16 protein-coding genes and 1 pseudogene are annotated in these 25,232 nt (G+C 43.7%); all 17 read left to right on the plus strand.

Annotated features, from left to right (window positions below):
* Positions 1-16 precede the first annotated feature (16 nt).
* The 17 genes and pseudogenes from ACTHN6_RS00640 (at position 17) to ACTHN6_RS00720 (ending at position 25,080) form a co-directional block, all read left to right on the plus strand.
* The gene (locus tag ACTHN6_RS00640; RefSeq protein WP_440433774.1) at positions 17-1,099 is read left to right on the plus strand and encodes a zinc-dependent alcohol dehydrogenase; all 1,083 of its coding nucleotides are present in this window, start codon (positions 17-19) and stop codon (positions 1,097-1,099) included.
* Between the two features lie 30 nt (positions 1,100-1,129).
* Positions 1,130-1,885, plus strand: coding sequence for an SDR family NAD(P)-dependent oxidoreductase (locus ACTHN6_RS00645; RefSeq protein WP_440433775.1), 756 nt, complete (start codon positions 1,130-1,132; stop codon positions 1,883-1,885).
* Positions 1,886-1,915: 30 nt separating this feature from the next.
* A complete protein-coding gene (locus ACTHN6_RS00650) occupies positions 1,916-4,006 on the plus strand; it encodes a transketolase C-terminal domain-containing protein (RefSeq protein WP_440433776.1) in 2,091 nt (696 codons plus the stop codon).
* Positions 4,003-4,398 (plus strand): cupin domain-containing protein, encoded by a 396-nt coding sequence (locus tag ACTHN6_RS00655; protein ID WP_440433777.1) that lies wholly within the window; start codon positions 4,003-4,005, stop codon positions 4,396-4,398. The genes ACTHN6_RS00650 and ACTHN6_RS00655 overlap by 4 nt, the downstream gene beginning before the upstream one ends.
* A 251-nt stretch (positions 4,399-4,649) precedes the next feature.
* The gene (locus ACTHN6_RS00660) at positions 4,650-7,676 is read left to right on the plus strand and encodes a SusC/RagA family TonB-linked outer membrane protein (RefSeq protein ID WP_440433778.1); all 3,027 of its coding nucleotides are present in this window, start codon (positions 4,650-4,652) and stop codon (positions 7,674-7,676) included.
* Positions 7,677-7,731: 55 nt separating this feature from the next.
* On the plus strand, positions 7,732-9,240 hold the full coding sequence (locus tag ACTHN6_RS00665) for a RagB/SusD family nutrient uptake outer membrane protein (RefSeq protein ID WP_440433779.1): 1,509 nt from the start codon (positions 7,732-7,734) through the stop codon (positions 9,238-9,240).
* A gap of 201 nt (positions 9,241-9,441) precedes the next feature.
* On the plus strand, positions 9,442-11,766 hold the full coding sequence (locus ACTHN6_RS00670; protein ID WP_440433780.1) for an outer membrane protein assembly factor BamB family protein: 2,325 nt from the start codon (positions 9,442-9,444) through the stop codon (positions 11,764-11,766).
* A gap of 51 nt (positions 11,767-11,817) precedes the next feature.
* On the plus strand, positions 11,818-13,746 hold the full coding sequence (locus ACTHN6_RS00675) for an FG-GAP-like repeat-containing protein (protein WP_440433781.1): 1,929 nt from the start codon (positions 11,818-11,820) through the stop codon (positions 13,744-13,746).
* A gap of 357 nt (positions 13,747-14,103) precedes the next feature.
* Positions 14,104-14,457: pseudogene (locus tag ACTHN6_RS00680) on the plus strand (PPC domain-containing DNA-binding protein); the annotation flags it as partial.
* A 748-nt stretch (positions 14,458-15,205) separates the two neighbouring features.
* Positions 15,206-15,931, plus strand: a complete 726-nt coding sequence (locus ACTHN6_RS00685; protein WP_440433782.1) for an ImuA family protein — start codon at positions 15,206-15,208, stop codon at positions 15,929-15,931.
* 1 nt (position 15,932) lies between these two features.
* Positions 15,933-17,432 carry a Y-family DNA polymerase gene (locus tag ACTHN6_RS00690; RefSeq protein ID WP_440433783.1) on the plus strand — a complete coding sequence of 500 codons (1,500 nt, stop codon included), beginning with the start codon at positions 15,933-15,935 and terminating at the stop codon, positions 17,430-17,432.
* On the plus strand, positions 17,383-20,682 hold the full coding sequence (locus tag ACTHN6_RS00695) for an error-prone DNA polymerase (RefSeq protein WP_440433784.1): 3,300 nt from the start codon (positions 17,383-17,385) through the stop codon (positions 20,680-20,682). Before ACTHN6_RS00690 ends, ACTHN6_RS00695 begins: the two co-directional genes overlap by 50 nt.
* A gap of 251 nt (positions 20,683-20,933) precedes the next feature.
* On the plus strand, positions 20,934-21,755 hold the full coding sequence (locus ACTHN6_RS00700; protein WP_440433785.1) for a hypothetical protein: 822 nt from the start codon (positions 20,934-20,936) through the stop codon (positions 21,753-21,755).
* A gap of 211 nt (positions 21,756-21,966) precedes the next feature.
* A complete protein-coding gene (locus ACTHN6_RS00705) occupies positions 21,967-22,539 on the plus strand; it encodes a hypothetical protein (protein WP_440433786.1) in 573 nt (190 codons plus the stop codon).
* Between the two features lie 674 nt (positions 22,540-23,213).
* Complete coding sequence (locus ACTHN6_RS00710) at positions 23,214-23,519, plus strand: hypothetical protein (protein WP_440433787.1); 306 nt, start codon at positions 23,214-23,216, stop codon at positions 23,517-23,519.
* A 60-nt stretch (positions 23,520-23,579) separates the two neighbouring features.
* Positions 23,580-24,688, plus strand: a protein-coding gene (locus tag ACTHN6_RS00715; protein WP_440433788.1) for an IS3 family transposase whose coding sequence is annotated in 2 segments (ribosomal slippage) — positions 23,580-23,829 and positions 23,829-24,688 — 1,110 coding nt in all. Because the reading frame shifts where the segments join, the coding sequence is not laid out codon by codon here.
* The gene (locus ACTHN6_RS00720) at positions 24,685-25,080 is read left to right on the plus strand and encodes a hypothetical protein (protein ID WP_440433789.1); all 396 of its coding nucleotides are present in this window, start codon (positions 24,685-24,687) and stop codon (positions 25,078-25,080) included. The genes ACTHN6_RS00715 and ACTHN6_RS00720 overlap by 4 nt, the downstream gene beginning before the upstream one ends.
* Positions 25,081-25,232 lie beyond the last annotated feature (152 nt).

The following is a 25,232-nucleotide window of genomic DNA, read 5'->3' on the forward strand; positions in this document are numbered from 1 at the left end:
TTTAAAAGAAGGATGTATGAGTATGCCTGAAGTAATGGATGCACTGGTTTTGAAGGGTGTTCGTGATTTTGTAATTGAAACAGTACCGGTTCCTCACCCCGATGCAGATGAAGTGATCTGTAAAGTAGATACAACTTTTATTTGCGGCACAGATCCTCATATTATTAATGGAGATTTCCCCGGCTTCTGGCCGCATGGGTTTCCCTTTATACCAGGTCATGAATGGTCGGGAACCGTGGTTGAAACCGGTGAAAAAGCAGCAAGGCTTGGGTGGAAGGAAGGCGACCGGGTTTGTGGAATCTCACATTGCGGCTGCGGTTATTGTTCCATGTGCCTAAAAGGCCGCTATAATGAATGTTTGAATTATGGATTTGAAGATCGCGGGCACAGGCAATATGGCCATTACACACCGGGCGCTTATGCACAGTATATGCGATCCTCGGTAAAAAGTATTTATAAAATTCCTGATACAATGTCGCTGGAATATGCAGCCTGCATAGACCCGTTAAGCATAGCATTATATACTGTAAAGCGGTCCCGGTTGCAGCCCGGCGACGACATTCTTATACTCGGCACCGGCCCGCAGGGCTTAATGGCAATACTGATTGCAAAAGCGCTGGGCGCCGGCCGCATCATAGCTGTAGGAAGCGGCGAAAGATTAAAAAAAGCGGAAACGTTAGGCGCTGTGCCTATCAGCTATAAAGATGGCGATGTGGTGCAGCAGGTGAAAGACCTTACCAATGGCCTGGGCGCTCCTGCTGTATTGGAGTGTGCGGGAACTGCTGATTCAATACAACAGGCTTGTCTCGCTGCTGCTAAAGGTGGTGTTGTTTCTGTTATCGGTATTCCGCATACAGATGTTCCGCTGCCTATGAAAAGAATTGTGCTGGATGAAATAGAAATCGTGGGAAACAGGGCAAACCCTAACACGGCGCAGGAAGCCATTAACCTGCTGGTAAATAACCGCGTTGATATAACACCATTGATGACACACCGTTTTCCCCTAAAAGAATTTGCAACAGCGCTGGATATTTTTGAAAAGAGAAAAGACGGCGCCATTAAGGTGGCCACTAAACCCAATGGAATGAATGAAAACTAAAATTGTTCAATCATAAAATACATGCCTAATATGAGTAACAAAGTTTTAATAGTTAGTGGTGGCGCTTCGGGTTTAGGATTGGCGGCTGCCGAAAAATTTGCTAAAAACAGCTACAATGTTGTTTTAATTGATATCGATGAAGCCAAAGGAAAGAAGGCCGAAGAAAAAATCAGGAGCCTCGGCGTAGATGCTATTTTCTGCAAATGCGATATCTCCAATAAAGAAGAAGTGCAGCAGGCAGCGCAGCAGGCAAAAGAGCGTTTTGGCAGGGTGGATGTTTTAATCAATAATGCCGGGCTTGAAGTGCGCGGAAGCATTCTTCAATGCACCGAAGACGACTGGGTACGGTTGTATGATATCAACCTCAAAGGCATTTATTATATGTCTAATGCATTTGTGCCGGCTATGGTGGAGCAGAAAAAAGGCGCCGTGGTAAATACGGGTTCAATCCTGGGATATCGTACAGTGCCAGAGCGGGCTGCCTATTCATCTTCCAAAGGTGCTATTGATACGCTCACACGGTCGATGGCGTTCGACCTGGCTCAATATAATATTCGTGTTAACTGCGTGGTGCCGGGTGCCATTGATACACCTTTAATCAGGGGTTCAATTAATGATTCGCCTAACCCGGAAGAAACCGAAAAAACGCTGGGTTCAAAAAGTGTGTTTGGCCGTATGGGTAAACCGGAAGAAGTAGCCAATGTAATGTATTTCCTGGCTTCTGATGAAGCTTCATTTGTTACCGGCGCCGCTTACTTTGTTGATGGTGGCTGGTCTATTATGTAAGATTATTTCAAATCTTTTAAAATTATCGTTTTGTTATACCTGGAAGATAAAAAATCGCTGGTAAATAAAGGTATTGTCCATTTATTACAGGTGAAAGATGCTGACATAAGACTCATGAATCTTTACCAGTGCCGCCATGCAGTAGATAATGCCATCCATATTGGCGGTGCATCATCTGCCACCATTCCTATGGTAAGCCTTTTTTATGGTGGCATTATTAATCTGAATGTGGAAGAACCGACAGCACCCGGCCAGGACATGTTTGTGTTGAGTAAAGGCCATGCCGTTGCTACCCTCGCATCTATTTATGCAGATCTTGGATATTTTGACCGTGCTGTATTAAAAAATTCCCGTTCTGTTTCCAGCATATTAAATGGGCATCCCGGGCCATTATTGCCGGGTGTGCATGTGGCTACAGGCCCGATGGGGCAGGGCGTTGGAGTTGCACAGGGTTTTGCCATAGCCGGACAGCGTGCCCCGCAGTTTGATGTATATGCAGTTGCCGGCGATGGTGAATTGCAGGAAGGCCCCATTTGGGAAAGCGTCATGTTTGCAGGTTATAAACGCCTTGAAAATTTATGCGTGCTGGTTGATAATAATGGCGGCCAGCTTGATATTGTAACCACGCTCCATTTTCCCTACAACAGTTTATCCGGCAGCTTTGCCAGTTTTGGCTGGAAAGTGATAGAAGTGGATGCCACAAAATATCATACTGTTTATAATGCTTTACTTGAATTCAAGTACGGACAACGCGACGGGAGGCCCACTGTTATAATATGCAAGACAATGAAAGGGCATGGTGGGCTTTCCGATTATATGAATACACACAAGGCCACTATTTCCAACGCCGTTTTAGACCAGGAAGATGCACTGCAGCTTCAGCAGCGTAAGGCAAGGGAAAAGGATTTCTTTACATTCTTTAACCAGCTTGCAAGTAAAGAATATGCAGAAATCAAAAATGTCATTTTTAAACAAGCCGGATTAATGGGTTTTACAATTGAGAGCGAAACTATTCAGCCAGTAAATACTCCCGTTAAAACAAAAAAGGCTTCTGTACGAAATAAAAAGATTGATTATACTGAATCTCAATTGCCCAAACTCGAAGTTGGGAAGCCTTATAGTGCACATAAAATAATTGAATCGTGCATGAAAGTTTTTGCCCGGGATGCACGTATTTATTCTGTTGATTCAGACCTTGCCTCAACAAGCGGGCTGCAGGCAGGTGTGGGCTTTGCAGATAAATACCGCGCCTTAAATGCCGGTGTGGCAGAAGCTAATATGATGTTAATGGGAGAAGCATTTGCTATATTAGGGGGCAATGCATGGGTAAGCACATTTTGTCCTTTTTTTGATTGGAAAGTGATGAGGAGAATTGCCGTTGGCCACCAGGAACGACTGGAAATTATTGCAGAAAAAAATGGATGGCTATCCGAAGGTCATGGGTTGGATTTAACCATGGTGGCCACTGCGGCAGATCTCGAAACCCAATCGAATGGCGCTACGCACATGGGCAATGATGATGTGATGCTGTTTAATGAAGTGGCGCAGCTTAAGATCATTAATGTGTCCTGTCCTCAGCAACTGCTTGGTGTTTTAAAATGGATAATGGATGGCAACAGGGGGCTTGTTTATATGCGCATATTAAGGGCGCCGGCCAATGCTGTTTATGATGCAGGTTTCAGTTTTGAATTTGGCAAAGCATACAAAGTGAATTATTCAGAAGAGGCTGATGCAACTATCGTTACTTCAGGCCGCGGTGTATATGAAGCCTTAAATGCAGTACAAGAACTGCTGAAAGAAGGCATGCAGGTAAATGTAATTGATATGCCTTCTATTGATGCATCAGCAATGGTACAGCTATACCAGGGCGGAAAACCTGTTTTTATCGCAGAGCAAAACAATGGTTACATATGGTCTCACTTCAGAAAAATCCTGTTTGAGAAAGAAACCAATATTAACACGAAAAAGCTCTTTCCGGTTAACACCGCCAATAAACACGGATTGCATTATATACACTCCGGCACATACACGGAATTGGCGGCACATTATGGTTTGGATGCAACCCATTTAAGTACAACTATTTTAAATGCTTTGAAAACAAAAAAAGCCAAGGTTATATGACAATTATCCACGAAACAGATGTTGCCGAAGTGCAGCATCCCGGCAGGTTTATGCGCTGGCTTGCAGATAAAGATTCTCTCCGGGCAAACAATCTCTCTGCCTGTGTCATCCGCGTTATGCCTGGCGAAACGGTTAGGCCGGCCCACTCCCACCCGGAAGGGGAAGAATTGATCTACATCATAACAGGAACCGGTAAAGTGATGATTGAAACTGAAGTTGGGGATGTAAAAGCCGGCTCGGCTGTATTATTCGAACAAAACAAAGTGCACATGCTGCGTAATACCGGTAATGAGGAAATGAAAGTCATCTGCTTCTTTGCACCAGCAACAGGCATTGATAATTATAAAACATTTGATGATATTTCTTTCCCGGATAATCATCCCGGCCTGTAAAACTGAACATTTCAAAAAAACATCATAAAAAACATAATCTTATATAAAAAAATGGTATCAAATTTTAAAATCTTCCCTTATTAAGATAGAAGCCTTGTAATAGCGAAAATTAACTGGATTGCCGGTTGCTTGATTACAATTAAAACATGCCATATACATTACTGTAACTGCCTGGCTGCAAAGCCGGGGTGGTAATATTTTTTGCTGTAGAGTTTAAAAAATTTATTAATCCAAAACTATAAACAAGTATTATGATTGCCGCCAAGTACCTACAAAAAAGACCGGTATTACTGTTGCTGATGATTTTAGCCTGCACGCTGGTTCAGGCACAGAAAAAAGTAACGGGAAGAATTCTGCAGGCCGATAACCAGCCTGCAAATGGTGCTACCGTTACAGCTACCGGTACCACACAAGCCACTTCAACAGATTCGAGTGGCGATTTCTCCATTAATATTCCTGGTAATGTTAACAGGCTAACCATTAGTTATGTGGGTTTTGAAACACAAACAGTTGATATTGCCGGTAAAACTGAGGTGAATGTAGTTTTAAATCCTTCTGAAAATTCGCTGCAAAATGTTATTGTGGTGGGTTACGGCACACAAAAGCGAAGCGATATTACGGGCGCTATCGGCACAGTGTCGGCCAAGCAAATTGAAGATGAGCCTGTGATACAGGTGGGGCAGGCACTGCAGGGCAAGGTGCCGGGCCTGCAGGTGTCTCAAAATTCCGGTGCGCCGGGATCAGGATTATTGGTTCGTGTCAGGGGCACAGGCACTGTTAACAATTCGGAGCCGTTATATGTGGTGGATGGTAATCCCAATGTAAACCCGCTGGATTTAAGCCCCGATCAGATTGAAAGTATACAGGTATTGAAAAGCGCCAGTGCTGCAGCTATTTATGGTGCACAGGGTGCAAACGGCGTGGTGCTGATAACCACCAAACAAGGCAGGGCAGGCAAAGCGCAACTGGATATTAATTTCTCCCAGGGCTTACAGCAGGTTCAAAAATATTTCCCGGTAACCAATGCCACACAGTATGCTATATTGTATAATGAGGGCTTGAAAAATGCGGGCCAGGCTCCGTTATACCCCGATCCCGAATCCCTGGGAAAAGGCACCGACTGGCAAAAAGAAATCTTCCGCACTGCTCCAATGACTGATGTGAGTATAGGTGCAAGCGGTGGTAATGAAACAAGCAGGTTCTTTTTTTCTGCGGGTTATACAAACCAGGAAGGCATTATAAAAAAGAGCTCTTTTGACCGGATAAGCCTCCGGGTGAATTCATCGCATACCATCAATAAGGTAATCAAGGTTGGGCAAAATCTTTCAGCCAGCCTGGCCCGGTACAGTAATATTTCAGAATTTGGTTATGGCGTATTAAATGGTACATTAACGGCAAATCCTGAAATACCGGTAAAAAATCCGGACGGTACCTGGGGCTATTCTCCCACGTCATTAAACTCCAGTAACCCGGCAGCCTCACTGAGTTATGTAAACAATAATACCAAGCGCCCCGTGGTAAATGGAAATGCCTACATTGACATTACGCCTTTTCAGGGTCTTGTTTTCCGTTCCCAGTTTAATTTTAATATAGGCAGGTCTGAACAGAAAGTTTTCACGCCGGTTTACAGGGTTTCCGCTTCCCAGTTTAACGAAGTAGCCACACTTACAGAAAATCAAACGCGCTTTAATGACTATAGCTGGGCCAATACATTAACGTATCAAACCAAATTTGGTAATCATAACCTTGAGGCACTGGCGGGTATCACAAACCAGAATTCTTATACACAAAACATTACATCGGAAGGAAGAGGGCTTCCGCCGGCTGCAACAGATAATGAAAACCTGCGTTATCTCGATCTTGCCATTTCCAATTTCAGGGTAGCAGGCGGCGCAGGTGAATGGGGTATTTTATCCTACTTAGGCCGTGTGAATTATAACTACGGCGGTAAATATTTTACCACGATTAACTTCCGCGCCGACGGTTCTTCAAGGTTTGGCGAGAACAACAAGTTTGGTTATTTCCCGTCTTTTTCTTTGGGATGGAAAATATCAGAAGAAAACTTTCTGAAGGGCTCAACATGGGTTGACAATTTAATGATAAGAGGCGGCTGGGGCTCTCTCGGCAACCAGAATTCATTGCCCAACTATGCTTTTGCCAACCTTGTTACGCCTAATATTAATTATGCTTTTGGTACACCTGGCTCCGTAGTAAGGGGACAGGCACCTACCACATTGGGCAATCCCGATCTCAAATGGGAATCAACACGTGAAACAAACATCGGTTTTGATTTCAGGGGTTTTGGCGGAAGAATTACTGCCTCTTTTGATTGGTATAACAAAAAAACCAGCGATATGCTGTTGCAGGTACCGCTTGTTGGTTATACAGGCATCACTGCTGCACCGTATGTTAACGGAGGCGATGTAATTAATAAAGGCGTGGAAGCGATGCTTGGATACACCAAGTCTACAAACAGGGGAGTGGATTTTGATATATCGGCCAACGTAGCTTTCAATAAAAATAAAGTGCTGAAATTAAGCAACTCCGGTACATCTATCCAGCAATTCCTAAGCTTTGTGGGCCTGATGAATTCCACGCAGATCGGTGCACCCATTGCAGCCTTTTACGGATGGCAGGTTGATGGTGTATTCCAGTCTGAAGAAGAAATTGCCAAGCATGCTTACCAGAGCAATGGCACTGCGCCCGGCGACTTTATTTTCCGCGATCTCGATGGCAACGATACTATCAATGCTAAAGATCAAACCATTATTGGCAATCCATGGCCAAAAATGACTTATGGCTTTAATGCCAGCGTTTCTTATAAAGGCCTTGATTTAAGGGTGCAGGTACAAGGAACATATGGCAATGATATTTTCCAGGCTTTCAAATTCAGAACAGAAGGCGCCAACTTCTTTAACTATACCATGAATGTATGGAATAACCGCTGGACGGGTCCGGGCACAACCAATAGAATGCCGCGGCTTACAACCAGCGATCCCAATAACAATATGCGGTCATCAACTTATTACGTGGAAAACGGCTCGTATCTCAGGGTAAGAAACATTCAGTTAGGATACCGGATACCGCAGAAAGTGTCTCATTTGCGAAGTGCAAGAATTTATATATCTGTACAAAACGCATTTACCATTACCAAATATTCGGGGTTTGATCCCGAAATTGGAACTAACAGTGCAAACAACCCGCTTTATATAGGCATTGATGAAACCAATTATCCACTGCCGCGCATTTATACCATTGGCTTTAATGTGGGATTATAAATTGAATTAAAAAAGACGAATACTATTATTAAAATTCACTAAACACTAAGAGCGTATGAAACGTTTAATATATGTTTTGATGGCGGCTATTTTAGTCATCTGCTATATAGCCTGTAAAAAAACCTTGTATAAAGATCCTTTGGGGCAGCTAAGTACCGATGTTAACTATGTAACAGCCGACGATGCCAAGAAAGCCGTTACGGCAGCCTATGCACCGGCAGCAGGTAACAACTGGTGCTGCACTTATATACAGCCCGGTTATATGCATTGGGTCTTGGGGAATGTTGCTTCTGATGATACAGAAAAAGGCGGCGAATCCGGCTCCGACCAATTGTATGCGCAACAGGTACAGCTTTTTAATATCCCTGCAGATAATGATGCCACCCGTTTTGCTTACCAGATATCGTATGTGGGTGTGCGCCGTGCCAACCTGGTGCTGGAAAACATTCCCAACATCACCATGGACGAAAATTTAAAAGCACGTTACATAGGTGAAGCCAAATTTTTAAGGGCCTGGTACTATTTTAACCTGGTTAAGGCTTTTGGCGATGTGCCGCTGGTGGTGTCATCAAAATTTGAATCATACGACATGACTCGCGCTCCAAAAGAAGAAGTGTGGGTGCAGATAGTTAAAGACCTTACAGAAGCAGAAGCTGTTTTACCAAAAGCAAGCGATTATCCTGCCACAGACCATGGCCGGGCTACGCAAGGGGCAGCCCAGGCTTACCTTGGCAAAGCATATTTATATATGAAAGACTTTGCAAAGGCGGAAGAATGGTTTGGTAAAGTAATTTCCTCCAATGAATATGAGTTAAGCAGTGATTATCTTGAAATGTTCCTGAGGGCCGGCGAAACCAGTAAGGAGCACATCTTCCAGGTGAAGTTTTTAAATGACCAGGGTGCACAGCCGGCAAATAACAATAATATAGGTACAACCTTTGGCAGCCGTGCCAGGAGTGGCTGGGGCTTTAACCTGCCTACGCAGGATTTTGTGGATGCGTTTGAACCCGGTGATCCGCGCCTGGAACAAACCGTTTATAAGAATGGCGACATAATGCCCGACGGGCTTGTAGCCAATGTGGGCAACAGCACTACCGGTTACCTGGCCAAAAAATATTATGTTCCGGAATATGAGCGCGTGCAGGGTTCTTTACAGGCTGGCCGTGATGATATTTATATGCGCCTCGGTAAAGTGTACCTGTGGTATGCCGAAGCTGCCAATGAAATAGGCAAAACATCTGAAGCCTTATTTTATCTCAATAAAATAAGGGAACGCGCCAGGCAGGGTAATAATGCCGTACTGCCCGATGTAACCGTAACAGATAAAGATGCTTTAAGGCAGGCCATCTGGAAAGAGCAAAGGGTAGAATTTGGCCAGGAGTATGAGCGCTTTTTTGAATTAGTGCGCCAGGGCCGCGCCGGTAAAATATTAAGGGCCTATGCTGCCAAATACAATACAGCCAAGGGCGAAGGCTTCAGAGATGGCGTGAACGAAATTTTCCCGATTCCTCAAACGGAAATCAGCTTAAGTAACGGCAAGGTTGTGCAAAATCCGGGATATTGATTTTGGCAGTGTTGATGAGGTAAAAGGCAATCGTTACAAGTTAAGTGTATTGCCTTTACCTTTTTCTTAAAAAATTAAACTTCTGACTAAACCAGGGAACGATTTAGGGGATTAAGCCATATTACGGGCCGTTGTTATAACAGGCACCATTCAAAAAAATTCCTGCTTTGAAAAACACCGCTATTTTAAAATGTTTAAGCCATGTTGAAAAAGAATTCTGGATTTAATGCAAAACTATCAGGCGCGATTATTTTGTTGTCGGTGTTATTGTATGGGTGTGGCAATTCATCCGTATCAAACCAGCATGCCACATGGAGAGATTATGGAGGTGGCCCAGATCAATCAAAATATATGATTGTAGACGATATTACAAAGGACAATGTTAATCAGCTCCAAGTTGCATGGACGTATCCAACCGCCGATGACCGCTCCTACCAGTGGAACCCTGTTATAGTTGATACCATTATGTACGTATTGGCAAAAAACAGCTCGCTGGTGGCTATAAATATCTTAACCGGAAAGGAAATGTGGATACATACTAACCTGCGTGGTATAGCTTCGAGGGGTATAAACTACTGGGAAAGCAAAGACAAAAAAGACCGGCGTTTATTATTTCAGATGAATAATTACCTGCAGGCGATTGATGCTTTAACAGGAAAATCTATACTAACTTTTGGAAACAAAGGATTGGTTGATCTGAAGGAGGGCCTGGGTTATGATCCTGAAACTGTATTACGGGCCCAGTCGAATACGCCGGGGAAAATATTTGAGAATTTGCTGTTGCTGGGCGGGGCTCCGGGTGAAAATTATGTTTCCACGGCCGGCCATTTAAGGGCTTATGATGTGGTTACCGGCAAACTGGCCTGGGTTTTTCATACGGTTCCGCACCCCGGTGAATTTGGGTACGATACCTGGCCCAAAGATGCCTATAAATATATTGGCGGCGTAAATACCTGGGGAGAGATAACAGTGGATGAAAAAAGAGGCATAGCCTATTACCCGCTCGGTTCCCCCACTTATGACTATTATGGAGCAGACAGGATTGGAAGCAACCTGTATGGCAATTGCATATTGGCCCTGGATGCGCGTACGGGTAAACGGCTCTGGCATTTTCAAACAGTGCACCACGATCTGTGGGATTACGACCTGGCTGCAGCACCGCAATTAATAACGGTTGACCATAACGGAAAGAAAATAGATGCCGTAGCAGTTGCCAGTAAAACCGGTTTTCTTTTTGTGCTTGACAGGGTAACCGGCGAACCGGTCTGGCCAATTGAAGAAAAACCTGTAATGGCAAGCGATGTTCCGGGTGAGGAATCCTGGCCCACACAGCCTTTTCCTACAGTTGTTCCGCCGTTTAACCGTCAAAAAATTACTTCCTCAGATTTAAACCCCTATTTTCTTTCCGATTCAGAAAAAGCTGACTGGAAAAACAGGCTTGATACGGTACCAACCGGCTTATTTGTGCCTGTTTCCATGAAGCGGGAAACATTTGCCATTCCCGGCGCTGTGGGCGGCGCCAGTTGGGGAAGCACGGCTGCCATTCCTGAAAAAGGAATTGTGTTTGTGCGCAGCATAGATTATCCTTCTGTATATGGAAAGGTTACCAAGATCGATCCTCCCACGCCTGAAGAAGCAGCAGCAAACGAAAAGGTGGCAGGTGGCCGGGCAATTTATACAAATAGCTGCCAGGCTTGCCACGGCGCTGATAAAAGAGGGGGCATTGGGCCTGAACTGTTATCATTAAAAAATAAAATAAATGTAAAGGAATTCCAGCACCTGGTAAACAACGGCAAAGGGGAAATGCCGGCCTTTGCCAGCCTGAAAGAAGAAGATGTAAAAAATTTGTATAACTATATTACCTCTAATACGGGGTTCGGCTATCGGCTTTTTGGCATGTCCGGCAACACGAAAGTTGCCGGGCCGGTAGTTGATTCGGGGGGCGCGCCGGGAGGCCTTGACCAGCGGCCGGTAAAAGGCCCAGCAGCTTCGTTTACTTATGGGCAGAATTATGGTATTCCATACCCTGAAGGAGTTGATGCGCCCACTGACCGTTATTTTATTCCACCGGGCTGGGGCTTGTCAGTACCTTATATTGTCAGCCCACCCTGGTCAACTATTACGGCTTATGATCTTAATACCGGCAAAATAAAATGGCAGGTGCCAATCGGTACAGATAAGGAGGCTGCCAAACTGGGTGGAAAAAATACCGGTATGCTGAGAGCCCAGCGCCAGGGTATGATTGTTACTTCTACAGGTGTTTTATTCTGTACCGGTAAAGATGGAAAAATATATGCTTTTGATGTTGATAATGGAAAGGAACTGTGGTCGTACGAATTGCCAACAGGTACAGAAGGTATTCCCGCTATGTATGAAATCAAAGGGAAACATTACTTAGTGGTGTGCGCAACAAGTTCTTTTAAGTTTGGAAGGGGCGACGAAAAAGCTGCGGCCGACGCACCTTCGCCAACCCCAGAGAGCAAAAAAGGTTCTTACCTGGTGTTTGCCTTGCCTGATAAGAAATAAGGATGCTAATAAAGTTATTGTTATGATTGAATATTTATAAAACCATTGCCAATGAAACCTGTCATCTGTATAGCTATCTTTTTTATAAAGGTTTTTTCCTGTGCTGCCCAGCAGGCACAGGATACGCCGCTGTCTGAATTTGGGTTAACTTTTCTGCCCGACCATACATTCAAAGGCTCCTCGCTTAAAGGCTGGCATACTTTGGGCGATGCGTCATGGCAGGCAAGCAACGGCGAACTGGCGGGCAAAGCAAACGCCAATACAAAAGGCGGATGGCTGGTTATGGACAGCGCTTACCAGGATGTGGCTTTTCATGCCCTGTTTAAAGCTACCGGTAATAGCGAAACGGCTTTGTTGTTCCGCACAGAAAAAACAGCCGATGATTACAGGGGCGTTTTGCTTTCTTTAGATAAGGATAGTCTAAGGCTTTTTTGTGTGCTGTTAAATGCAGATGGTAAAGAATTAAGCCGTACAAGGCTCAGGTATGCGGGGGGTATAAATTATCGTTTGGCCCCGCCGCCCGATACTTCCGGCAGCAGAAGGGCTTTTGTAATGCCTCCAAGGCCTGCACCACCTGCAGATTTACCTGTAAAGGCGCCCAATACAGGTTTTCGGGAAAACGACTGGAACGAAATTGAAGTGTTCCTTGAAACAAATGTTATCCGTAGCTTTTTAAATGATGGGAGGGAAGTTGGCGGTGCTGTGGACGGAGATTATGGCCTTTCCGGTTTTGGGCCGCTGGCTTTGTATGTTGGCGGGCCGGGCGAAGTGCGTTTTAAAGATGTAATGTATAAAGATCTTTCAATTCGCTATACACCCACTGAAAAAACTTCTCCGCGGTTTAAAGTGCAGTGCATCAGTGATTTTTATTATTCCTGGGGTTCGGCGGCGGCAGATTTTAACCGGGATGGAAATATAGATATTGTTGCAGGCCCCTATATTTATTTTGGCCCTGATTTTACCAGATCAAAAGAAATATACCCGGCCGTGGCCAAAGGCCCGTCGCAGGAATTTACTGCAGTTAATCATGAATTTACGTATGACGTAAATGAAGATGGCTGGCCGGATATTATTACAGGCTGGGGTTCCCCTTCCGTATATATTAATCCTAAAACGGAGTCAAGGCGCTGGGAAATGTATTCACCCATTCCGCCTACGCAAAGCGAAACCACACTGTTTACAGATATTGATAATGACGGAAAACCGGAACTGGTATATGCATCGCAAACGCAGTTTCGTTATGCAAAGCCAGAACTCAATTCCAAAACCTGGACGGAATATAATGTTTCTGAAAAAGGCTATGCCCTGGCGCATGGTATTGGTGCGGGAGATATAAATGGTGATGGCCGTACAGATATATTGGGCGCTACAGGCTGGTGGGAGCAGCCTGAAACGTTAAGCAAGGACAAGACATGGAAATACCATCCGGTTGCATTTGGACGGTATAAAAACAGGGCGACCAATATCGGTGGTTCGGTGATGGCTGTTTATGATGCCAACGGCGATGGATTGAATGATGTGGTAAGTAACCTGAACGTTCATGGTTTTGGCCTTGCCTGGTTTGAACAGCAAAAAGATGGCACTGGTAATATTTCGTTTGTACGCCATATGATAAATGATGATTATTCTCAAAAAAATGTGGGCGATGTTACGTTTTCGCAGGGCCATGCAGCCACGTTTGCCGATATTGATAATGATGGCATAATGGATTATATAGTAGGCAAGCGCTTTTTTACGCATCTTGATAATATGTTTGACCCGGATGCATACGGTCCGCCCGTTTTGTATTGGTACCGCACTGTTCGTAATAAAAATGCTCCGGGCGGCGCTGAATTTGTGCCTGAACTAATACATAACCGTTCAGGAGTTGGCTCCCAGATTACTGCTATCGATTTAAACAATGACGGCGCTATGGACCTGCTTACCTCCAATAACCGCGGCACATTTATATTCTGGAATATTGGCATGCAAAAGCGTTGAATAAATTATATGCAATACGATTGGTTATGATATTTGAATGATCTCTTGGCACACGTTGGTTTTTGTCTCTTTTTCTGCTGCGAACACGGATAATTTTTATTATCTGTGTCTTCGCGGCAGAAGTTTATGTTTAATATTATGATGATGCTGATGCATAGCCTGGCAGGTTGAAACAAAATAAAAATTCAATTGATAATTTATGAAAAAGCTATTAACACTTTTCCTTCTGTTTAGCACTTCCGCCCTGGTTGCTCAAACCGCAGAAGTTGACGTTGCCGCTCTTGACTACCGGAAAGATGGAAGCAATTACTTGCTGGTACTTAAAAAAGGCCAGCCGGTCATAGCCAGTTTAACGCATTCATGGAGAAGGAAAAGTTGCCCGGGGCCAGTTTTACCGGCGTCGGCGCTGTTCTTAACCCTGAAGTAGCTTATTATGATATTAATACCAAACACTATAACTATAAAAAGTTTAAAGGTTCAATGGAAGTGCTTTCACTTGTTGGCAATATCGGCTGGTTTGAAGATAAGTCCATTGTTCACACACATATTAATATGGGTGCGCCTGATTTTACAGTACATGGAGGGCATCTTCGTGAAGCGGAAGTTTCCCTGATCCTTGAAGTTTTCATAGTACCTACTGAGAAAAAAATCCTTCGTGAGAATAATAGTGAATTTCCCGAATTGCGCACAATGAAGACAGTTAAGGAATAATAACACAAACGTCCTGGGTTGTTATAGCCGGAAAAATGAGTTGCCCTTTTAATGATAAAGGATGGAGCTTAAACCTTTTACAGGTATCTTAATGGCGTCTTATTACAATGTAGTTGTTAACCGACAAACAGCGTCCGACGGCCTCTGATATTATCCTAACCCAGCCCATTGGCGGACGGCATAAAAGGACACATTGCATTTTGGAACGGCATAAAAGTAATTAAGTAAATAATAATGACCTCCGCTATTATTTTATAAATATCACTATAGTTTATAAATTAAATTACGATGTTATTTTTTGATTCTATACTACTTGATTTATAGATTTTATTCAAAGAAAAGAAAAAGGAGCTTAATCAACTTCGGCTGGAATTATAGGTGGGTTTCAAGTGCAACAGCTGAACGTATAATATTGAGCTTTCTGTGATATTGGATGGTGCGTAAGTATTGCTGTCTATTTACCTATCCGCTGTAGCCCGGGGCAATTGTACGGCTTTATCCTCATCTGTTTTAACTTGCAGGCATGATCACCATGGAACAGCTCGAAAACAGGAACCCTTTTTTAAGAAAATTACGTTACCCAAAACTATAAAAAAGCCGTTCAAAACAGTTAGTTGCCGGGCGCACCACCTCGAAACTCCATATCTCCTCACGGTTATAATATTTAACCTCACTGATAATCAATGCGCAAATTATTTAGTGTTGATTTGCTAAAAATATTAGTAATCTTTGCGGTAAGTATTCCTAAATGAGCAAAGAAAATATCATAGCGCAACTGCAGCGGGATATACTTCCCCTGCAGGGGTTCAGGCAATTCGCTACGGACAGCAATATCCGTATTGGCTTTCCGCCTGTTGAGCAGGCTTTTCCCAACGGAAGGTTTCCCGTGGGCTGCACGCATGAATTGCTTTATTCCACGGCGGAAGACCACGCTGCCACGAATGGTTTTATTTCGGTTTTATTAAGCAGCCTGATGCAATTTGATGGGGCTGCCATCTGGGTCAGTGCCTCGAGAACCTTATTTCCGCCTGCTTTAAAAAGACTGGGTGTCCAGCCGGATAAGATCATTTTTATTGACTTAAAAAAGGAAAACGATATACTCTATGCTACGGAAGAATGTTTAAAATGTAAAGCCATTGCAGCCGTTGTGGGTGAAACGAAGTTGTTGAGTTTTAAAGCCTCCAGGAGGCTTCAGCTGGCAGCAGAACAAAGCCGTGTCACCGGTTTTTTGGTAAGGCCGCAGTTGAAAACAGTCAATACCACCGCCTGCGTTTCCCGATGGCGCATCACGGCACTGCCAAGGACACTGCCGGATGGTATGCCGGGCATCGGTTTTCCCAGGTGGCAGGTTGAACTGTTGCGGGTGCGCAATGGTAAGCCAGGCAGCTGGCAGGTGGAATATGCAGCGAACCATTTAGAAGAAATAAAGGAAAATATTTTTCTATTACAGGAAGAAAGAAGAAAAAGGGGATAAAATGGAAAAGCGTTTTGTGGCGATATGGTTTTGTCATTTAAAGACGGACTGGGTGATCCGGCGGCAGCCGGGTTTGAAGGATTGTCCGTTTGTACTAGCATCCCCGCAACGCGGAAGGATGATCATAACCGCAGTCAGTGCCGTTGCCAAAACAAAGGGTTTATCTACCGGGATGATTGTAGCGGATGCAAAGATTGTTTTGCCCGATGTAAAAGTTTTGGATGATACCATTGACTTCGACCATAAATTGCTCACGAGGCTTGCTGTTTGGTGTATAAAATATACGCCTGTTGCAGCGGTGGATTTACCCAACGGTTTATTATTAGACGTGCGTGGTTGCACCCATCTGTGGGGAAGTGAGGAAGCTTACTTAAAAGATCTGTTCAATCAATTAACAGGATTGGGTTATCATATTCGTGTAGCGATGGCGGATACCATTGGTGCGGCATGGGCGGTGTGCAGGTTTGGTAAAGAAAAGGTAGTCCAAAACCATGAAGCGGCAGCGGCCCTTATGCCCTTGCCGCCGGAAGCCTTAAGAATTGAAAAGAGTATTAGTGAACGGTTGCACAAACTCGGCCTGCATACCATTGGCAGTTTTATGGGTATGCAGCGTTCTGCTTTACGCAGAAGGTTCGGCGAGCCGCTTTTATTGCGACTGGACCAGGCGCTCGGCAGCCGGCAGGAACTGATACAGCCCGTCATCCCGGCAGAACCGTACCACGAACGGTTACCCTGTCTGGAACCCATTCAGACAGCCACAGGCATTGAAATGGCCCTGCAAAAGCTGCTGGAAACGCTCTGTGCCCGCTTAAAAAAAGAAGGCAAGGGTTTACGTCTTGCAACGCTGAAATGCTACCGCGTGGACAGTCATGTGCAACAAATTGAAGTTCGTACCAATCATCCTTCCAACCATACGACCCATCTTTTCAAACTGTTTGAAATGAAAATTGCAACGATAGAACCTGCATTGGGTATTGAAGTGTTTACGCTCGAAGCCTGTAAAGTGGAAGATATACAAATATCACAGGAAACCTTCTGGACAATGAACAGCCGCCTTGAATGCCGGGAAGTCAGTGAACTGCTCGACAACCTGGAAAACCATTTTGGCAGCGATATTATCCATCGTTACCTGCCTGCCGAACGTCATTTACCTGAACATTCTTTTAAGGCTGCTATATCGTTGAAGGAAAAACCAACGACCGCCTGGCGCAGGGATAAACTGCGGCCAATACATCTTTTGCAACAGCCGCAACTCATTGAAGTCACCGCGCCTGTTCCTGATTACCCGCCGCTGCACTTCCGGTATAAAGGTAAGCTGCATAAAGTAGTACAAGCGGATAGCTGTGAGCGCATAGAAAGCGAATGGTGGCTCAGCAAAGGATTACACCGTGATTATTACGCGGTGCAAACGGAAGAGGGTAAGTGTTACTGGCTTTTCAGGCTTGGCCATTATGATGACAGCCGTCCGCCGCGCTGGTTTATACACGGGTTTTTTGAATAAAGTTGGGGGTGATATGCATTATACAGAACTGCAGGTAACGAGCAATTTTAGTTTTTTAAGAGGCGCCTCCCACCCCGAAGAGCTGGCGGACTATGCAGCCGCATTGGGTTATAAAGCCCTTGCCCTTACGGACAGGAATTCGCTGGCAGGGATTGTACGGGCACATGTTGCGGCCAAACTCAGGGGCATTCACATGATCACCAGCTGCCGCCTGGATATAAAAGACGGCGCCAGCCTGCTGGCTTATCCCACGAGCAAAGCAGCTTACGCCAATCTCTGCACACTGCTTACCCAAGGTAATTTACGCACGGAAAAAGGTAAGTGCGAGTTATATAAACAGGATGTGTATGCACATGCAAAGGGCCTAAAATTTATTGTTATCCCACCATCCTCTTTAAATGAACACTTTGATTTTCATGATGATTTTATAAAGACACTCGCGGCATACCATGAAGCATTTGGCCAGGAGCTCTATATTGCTGCGACGCGCTATTATGAAAGCGATGATTTCAAAAAATTATTCCGGCTTTCGCGGCTCTCCCAATATTATAATGCGCCCCTTGTCGCCACCAACGATGTGCATTATCATAACCCGATGCGCCGGGAACTGCAGGATATACTTACCTGCACGCGGGAAAAGACCACGATACAGGAAGCCGGTTTTTTATTGCACCAGCATGCAGAAAGATTTTTAAAGCCGCCGGATGAAATGCAGCGTTTATTCCGGCATTACCCGGATGCCATCTACCGTACACAGGAAATTACAGAAGCCTGCAGGTTTAACCTGGATGATTTACAATTTGAATACCCGCAGCAACTCATGCCGGATGGCCGGACACAGCAAGAGGTGCTGGAAGATTATACCTGGCAAGCTGCCAGGGAAAAGTTTGGGGATCCTCTTCCTGAAAAAATAAAGGTAACACTGGAGCATGAGCTGGCTTTTATCAATAGAAAAAATATCGCCTTCTTCTTCCTGGAAACCTATGATGTGGTACGCGAAGCGAATGTACGCGGTATACTCTGCCAGGGCCGCGGCTCTGCTGCCAATTCAACGGTGTGTTATTGTTTGGGCATCACCAATGTTAACCCCACCAAATTTGACCTGCTCTTTGAACGGTTTGTTTCCGATGCCAGGGATGAACCGCCGGATATTGATGTGGACTTTGAACATGAACGCCGCGAAGCAATCATTCAATACATCTACAACAAACACGGCCGGGATAAAGCAGCCATCGTGGCCACGGTTACCACCATGCATGCAAAGGGTGCTGTAAGGGATGTAGGCAGGGCCATGGGGCTTTCCGTGGATACACTCAACCGGCTCTCCAAATGTATCTGGGAATTTACAGAAGAATGGTTTGATGAAAATCGCATACAGGAACAGGGGATCGATACGCGGGAGCCGCTTTTACAAAAGGTATTACAGCTCACAAAACAGTATATAGGTTTTCCGCGGCAACTGGGCCAGCATACGGGTGGTTTTGTGATTGCGCAGGACAGGCTTTCGAATCTCTGCCCTATCATGAATGCCCGGATGGAAAACAGGACCTGTATTGAATGGAACAAGAATGATATAGATGCCCTGGGCTTTCTTAAAACCGATATCCTCGGGCTTGGTATGCTTACCTGCATCCGCAAATGTTTTGAGCTCATTCAACAACATTATGGTAAAGTGTTTACACTATCCAATCTCCCTGAAGATGATGCCGCAGTATATGCTATGGCCAGCGCCGCTGATACGATTGGTGTTTTCCAGATTGAAAGCCGGGCACAGCAGGCCATGCTGCCGCGCCTGAAGCCCAGGTGTTTTTATGACCTCGTGATTGAAGTGGCGATCGTACGGCCGGGGCCTATCCAGGGCAATATGGTACATCCCTACCTGCGCCGCCGCAGCGGCCAGGAGCCTGTTGAATATCCCTCTAAGGAAGTGGAAGCCATCTTAGGAAAAACCTTAGGCGTACCGCTGTTCCAGGAGCAGGCCATGCGCCTGGCGGAAGTAGCCGCGGGCTTTACCAAGACGGAAGCAGATGCCTTAAGAAAAAGTATGGCTACGTTTAAGCTACAGGGGTTGGTCACGCAGTTCCGCGAAAAGCTTATGGATGGCATGCTAAGGAATGGGTATCCGAAAGCATATGCGGAAAAGATTTTTCAACAGCTCGAAGGCTTTGGCAGTTATGGGTTCCCCGAAAGTCATGCGGCGAGTTTTGCGCACCTGGTCTATGTTTCCGCCTGGATTAAATGTTACTACCCCGATGTATTTGCCTGCGGTTTGCTTAACAGCTTACCCATGGGTTTTTATGCACCGGCGCAAATTGTTGCGGATGCGCGTCAACATGGAGTTGAAGCAAGGCCTGTTGATATTAATTATTCCTATTGGGATAACACACTGGAAGAAAAGGTGAATACCTTTCATGCCCTGCGGCTGGGCTTCCGGCATATAAAAGGTATACGCGAAGAAGACATTCAAAAACTGGTAGCTGCCAGAAAAGTTAGCTTTCCGCATGTGCATGCGCTCTTACATGCCGGTATTGCTATTTCCTGTTTAATTAAACTGGCGGATGCGGATGCCTTTCGTTCCATTGGCCTGGACCGGCGGCAGGCTTTGTGGGAAGTAACGGCCTTGCAGGATATTCCTTTTGGCTTATTTCAAAACCTGCCTTCTGAAAGCCTTTTTGAAACAAACATATCACTGCCGAAACTATCCCTTTCAGAACATGTGGTCTATGATTACGGCAGCTTATCGCTTTCCCTAAAAGCACATCCTGTCAGCTTCCTGCGCGAAAGGCTGGCCGCCCGAAACATTGTAGCCCTTGCAGCCTTAAACCAGTTGCATCATGGTGACCGGGTAGCAGTAGCAGGGCTGGTTTTGGTAAGGCAAAGACCGGGTACTGCGGGTGGCATTTGTTTTATGACGATTGAAGATGAAACCGGCCATGCCAATCTGGTGGTATTTAAAGATTTATTTGAGCATGCCTACCGCAAAGAAATCCTTCACTCAAAGTTACTCATGGTACAGGGCACGGTTCAAAGAGCCGAGAGTGTAATTCATGTTATTGTGCAGCATTGTGAAGACTGGTCGGGGCATTTATCTGCCTTAACAAAAAGCGACGAAACGGAAGTGCGTGTGCTGACTTTATCACCGCGTGCTGAAAGGGACGGTTTTCCATTTGAAGCCCAAAACAAAAAGACACAGGCAAGAAAGAAAGCGGAGCAGGCGTCGCTGTTTCCGGCGGCAAGAAATTTCAGGTAAGTGATTTTTTGATTTTAAAAAACCAGTAAATTGCTGATCTAATTCAACTCCTTCACAAACCCTTGCTGTGACTGAGGTGACGTAGTATTCAATTTCTGTAGCCATGCAACCTGTAACCTATTCACTTATCCATCACCCTGGGAGCAACGGATAATTGTTCCGTTCGTGTTTAACAAGCAGCGGCGCAACCGCCTGCATCTGATAGTGACTTCAAGCCCGCTGGATGATTTATGGCGCAGTGGTGATATAGAATGGTAAATCTGATTACCGAAGTTATAATACAAAAAACGAAGTTCCCGGACATTGAAAATCAATGCCTGATTTTTTTTGGCGCTGCGTATAATATCAGTAATCTTTGTGTTGTACGTCACCTTATGCGACACTTCCTAACATTCATATTGACTATTTGTTTCGGCGTTTCCTTCGGACAAGACTTTGCTTATCCTTCCATCAAATCAACAGGACAAAGCATTACTGATTTTGTTCCCAAAGGTTGGACAATTCTTGACAGTGCTTATGGCGACTTGAACAAAGACGGCACAAAAGACGCAGCAATTATTATTCAACAAAAAGACAGCATTTTGTTGGTAAACAGTTTAGAAGACACTGTCTTGACACAGCCCAGAATGTTATTGATACTTTTCAATAAACCCGCTGACAACGGTTATGGCCTGACAGAACAAAGCAATTCATTTATTTTAAAGAATGACAATCCAACTATGGATGACCCGTATCAAGAGATGACAATTAACAACGGAATATTAGAAGTAAAGTTTCATCTCTTTTATAACATGGGCAGTTGGTATGTGACAAATGCTGTTTACAAATTCCGTTATCAACAAGGGCAGTTTGTTTTGATTGGTGCTGACAATTCTTCTTTTCACAGGGCGACACACGATTTTGAAGACTATAGCTATAACTTTTTGACGAAGAAAAGAGCTTTAACAAAAGGCAACGATAACAAAGGCACTAAAAAGACAACATGGAAATCCGTGAACATTTCCCAACTGAAAACATTAAAGACTTTTAGTGAACCATTCACTTGGCAAGTTGAACCCGATATTTATTTGTAGAGACGAAAGGCGAACGTACAACATTAGTATTGCCAATAGTGGGGTTTGACATTGGAGCAATCAGCAGCGGTAATTCTGCTGTACTGCGGTTTGGGGCTCGACGAATAAAGCCCAGCTTTAGTTCTTAATATTTAACTTTATCAAAAAGCCATGCAGCAGTTCCGGGCTGGACGGAATTCTAATTCCCCACCATCGGCAATACCTGCTCGTTGTGCGTCACTTTATTATGACAGTCCTTAAATTCATAGCAACAATTTTCATCGCTGTTATCTTCTTTAGTTTTAAACCTTTGACAAATCCAGTTTATATAACTGGACACATTAAAAAAAATCCAAGTGACACTTCTGCTTTTATTGCGCATTTAGTTGTATTTGTAAAAGGCGACAATAAGATTTTAGCTAAGACGATGACAGATGATAAAGGAAATTTTGGTTTGACATTTACGCCAAAGAAAGAAAAATCATTTGACTTTTACTGCAATGGCGTTGGTGTTGACACAATGCTTATTGCATCAGTTATAACATTTGAAAGTGACACACCAGAAATGACGTTTTATATTCCTGCAAAACAAAAAACAAATGCTTTTGGAAAAGTTATTTGCCCAAAATGCAAGCGTACAGACAAAGTTTATAAAATTGAATATGGAGATTCACCAGTTTCAGTAAGACACATAAGCAAATCCGGTGATACAACTTACAGCCCAATTTATAAGGGGACTTATCAAGAAAGTTGTATTGTTGAACCAGCAAAGTATTATTGCGATAGAGACAAAATAAAATTCTAACAGCAAAAATTTCAAGTGACAAAAAGCGAACGCACAACAAAGGCATTTGTAAAAGCATGGCTTGACCATCCGCAATTGTGCAGCAGTAATTCTTATCATCTTTTGTACGTGCCGACATTTCGCTATTGAACATTTATAATTATCTTCAACTTCAGTTTTTCAATTAAGCATTTGCACAGGCTGACCAATCACTATTGCCATGCCTTCACAAATGCTTGAACGTTATATGCAAGTTGTTTTAATCTTGGGCATCAACAATTCTACTCAGCTTATGTAGTTGGACACAACGCACTTTTTTTTGCAGTCAACGGCAACAGAAATTCTATTCTGCAATCTTCTTCAAAGTGGTTTTAGTGGACAGTGGACAACACGCTGTAACTACAATTTTCTTACTCTTTATGTAAGTTTTTCGTTCGTAAAAATTCAGTGTTGTTGTGTTTTATTCATTCAACTGTGCATGTAACAAGTGTATTTGCGTCAGCGGGGCTGACGAATGTCACGCTTCAGCTTTTGAAAAAAAATCAGCAGTAGTTCAAGCGCGACATTGCGCTGTTCAGCATTTGTTTTTATCTTCAACTTTGTATTTTCAATTAAGCATTTGTAATCGGCTTGACGAAAATAATTTCCCCGCCGGCGCAAATACTTCAACGTTGTACGCCACTTAAATTGACAACTTGAAACTCTCAACAAGACTTTTATTAACTCTTCCATTTATTCTTGTAACATATTTTTATTTGCGGTTTAGTTTGGCTGACAATGGCTGTACAGGTTTGATGGATTTCTTTTTCGGAGGTGTATATATTATTTTATTTGGTGTTTCTCTTTGGCTCGCATTTAGAGCGACACTTCGCAAAAGAGAACATAGTAAAAGAAAACCGGAGCCGATTAGTTTGACAATAACTTTGGTGACATTGGCTATTTTAATTGTTGGCAGAATTTTCGGACAAGACTTTAAGGGCAATACTTGGATTTATGTGTAAGCTCCCCTAAAAATCGCTCATTTAAAAGTTGACAAATGCATTAATTTTAAATGAGTAAATATGAAAAAGACAAGGTTTACAGAAACACAAATTGTAAAGGCCATCCAGGAACATGAGAATGGCCGGGATGCAAAAGATTTATGCCGTGAGTTAGGCATAAGCACAGCAGCATTTTATAAATGGCGCCAACGCTATGGCGGCATGGAAGTAAGCGAACTTAAAAAAGTAAAGGAGCTTGAAGAAGAGAACAGCCGTCTCAAACGCATGTATGCTAATTTAAGTTTAGTGCATGAAGCTTTAAAAGATGCTGTAGCAAAAAAACTTTAATGCCTGCCGAAAAGAGTAGCCTGGCTGAGTATATGGTTACAACACATAAAATCAGCCAGCGACAGGCATGTAAAGCAGTAAGTCTACCTGAGAGCAGCCGCCGTTATACACGTAAACCAAAGGAGGATGATGCGCTAATCGGTGAACTTCAATCATTGGTTGATAAACATCCATCCATTGGCTTTTGGCAAAGCTTTTATCGTATCAGAAGAAAAGGATTTAACTGGAATCATAAACGCCTTTACAGAGTGTACACAGATATGAAGCTTAACATTCGTCGCAGGTATAAGAAAAGATTACCGGCAAGAATAAAACAATCTTTATTTCAACCGCAAAACATCAATGAAGTGTGGAGCATCGATTTTATGAATGATACTTTATGGGATGGAAGGAAGTTCAGGTTATTAAATATTGTAGATGATTACAACCGTGAAGTGTTGCATATAGAAGCAGATACTTCACTGCCAACAACAAGATTGATAAGATGCCTTGAATATTTAAAAGAGTTCAGGGGATTACCACAGATGATACGCGTTGATAACGGTCCTGAGTTCATCTCATCACAGCTTGATGTATGGTGCAGAGAACAAAAAATTACATTAATATTTATACAACCCGGTAAGCCCATGCAGAATGGTTATGTTGAACGCTGCAATGGAAATATCAGGAGAGAATTGCTGAACGCTTATGTGTTCACATCGTTAAATGAAGTAAGAGATAAAGCAGAGCAATGGCGATTGGATTACAACTGCTCAAGGCCACATTCATCGCTGGGATATGTTCCTCCAGCCGAATACAATAAAATCCAAATTCCTTTTGAAAAATCAAAAAACAAAAATTGAAAATTATACTTTTAACTGCAGCGAAAAATGGGGGAGCTTACATTAGCATTCCCAAAAAGTTCGACATTATATTTCATTTGGACAATCCAAAGGAATTTATAAGGATTGATTATGAACTGACGCAAAGTATTCACGAGGCATGGTTTCCTTTGGACACAATTGACCACGGACATAAACATCTTTGTGTTTTTACCTTTGCTAAAATTCTACCTGACATTCTGAATATTTTGCACAAAGGCGAAGAAAAGTTTTCGACATCACCAAAGGGGCAAAAGTTATTAGGATTTTGTAACTCAATTGACTTTGACGTAATTTCAAAAGCGATTGAAAGAACGTTAGAATTAAAGAGGCTTCACGGCGACAAGTGGTGGGAATATGACGATGCGGAATAATGGCGAACGCACAATAACTAAGCATTCGTTGCGTCCGCAGGACGAACAATGAAAGCGCTGTTGAACGGAACCTACGGTTGCCGGTGTTACATTATGGGGTTGCCGGTCTGCGATGCAAGGGTATTTGAGCAAACTATCAGGTTTGTTTTTTA

Source organism: Parafilimonas sp., assembly GCF_051953455.1.
Taxonomy (GTDB): Bacteria; Bacteroidota; Bacteroidia; order Chitinophagales; family Chitinophagaceae; genus Parafilimonas.

What these genes read in the sequence shown, in the direction of transcription:
- ACTHN6_RS00700 (WP_440433785.1), top strand. Translation starts at nt 20,934, where the DNA reads ATGGTAAATCTGATTACCGAAGTTATAATACAAAAAACGAAGTTCCCG.
- ACTHN6_RS00665 (WP_440433779.1), top strand. Translation starts at nt 7,732, where the DNA reads ATGAAACGTTTAATATATGTTTTGATGGCGGCTATTTTAGTCATCTGC.
- ACTHN6_RS00655 (WP_440433777.1), top strand. Translation starts at nt 4,003, where the DNA reads ATGACAATTATCCACGAAACAGATGTTGCCGAAGTGCAGCATCCCGGC.
- ACTHN6_RS00640 (WP_440433774.1), top strand. Translation starts at nt 17, where the DNA reads ATGAGTATGCCTGAAGTAATGGATGCACTGGTTTTGAAGGGTGTTCGT.
- ACTHN6_RS00645 (WP_440433775.1), top strand. Translation starts at nt 1,130, where the DNA reads ATGAGTAACAAAGTTTTAATAGTTAGTGGTGGCGCTTCGGGTTTAGGA.
- ACTHN6_RS00670 (WP_440433780.1), top strand. Translation starts at nt 9,442, where the DNA reads ATGTTGAAAAAGAATTCTGGATTTAATGCAAAACTATCAGGCGCGATT.
- ACTHN6_RS00695 (WP_440433784.1), top strand. Translation starts at nt 17,383, where the DNA reads ATGATGACAGCCGTCCGCCGCGCTGGTTTATACACGGGTTTTTTGAAT.
- ACTHN6_RS00690 (WP_440433783.1), top strand. Translation starts at nt 15,933, where the DNA reads ATGGAAAAGCGTTTTGTGGCGATATGGTTTTGTCATTTAAAGACGGAC.
- ACTHN6_RS00675 (WP_440433781.1), top strand. Translation starts at nt 11,818, where the DNA reads ATGAAACCTGTCATCTGTATAGCTATCTTTTTTATAAAGGTTTTTTCC.
- ACTHN6_RS00660 (WP_440433778.1), top strand. Translation starts at nt 4,650, where the DNA reads ATGATTGCCGCCAAGTACCTACAAAAAAGACCGGTATTACTGTTGCTG.
- ACTHN6_RS00685 (WP_440433782.1), top strand. Translation starts at nt 15,206, where the DNA reads ATGAGCAAAGAAAATATCATAGCGCAACTGCAGCGGGATATACTTCCC.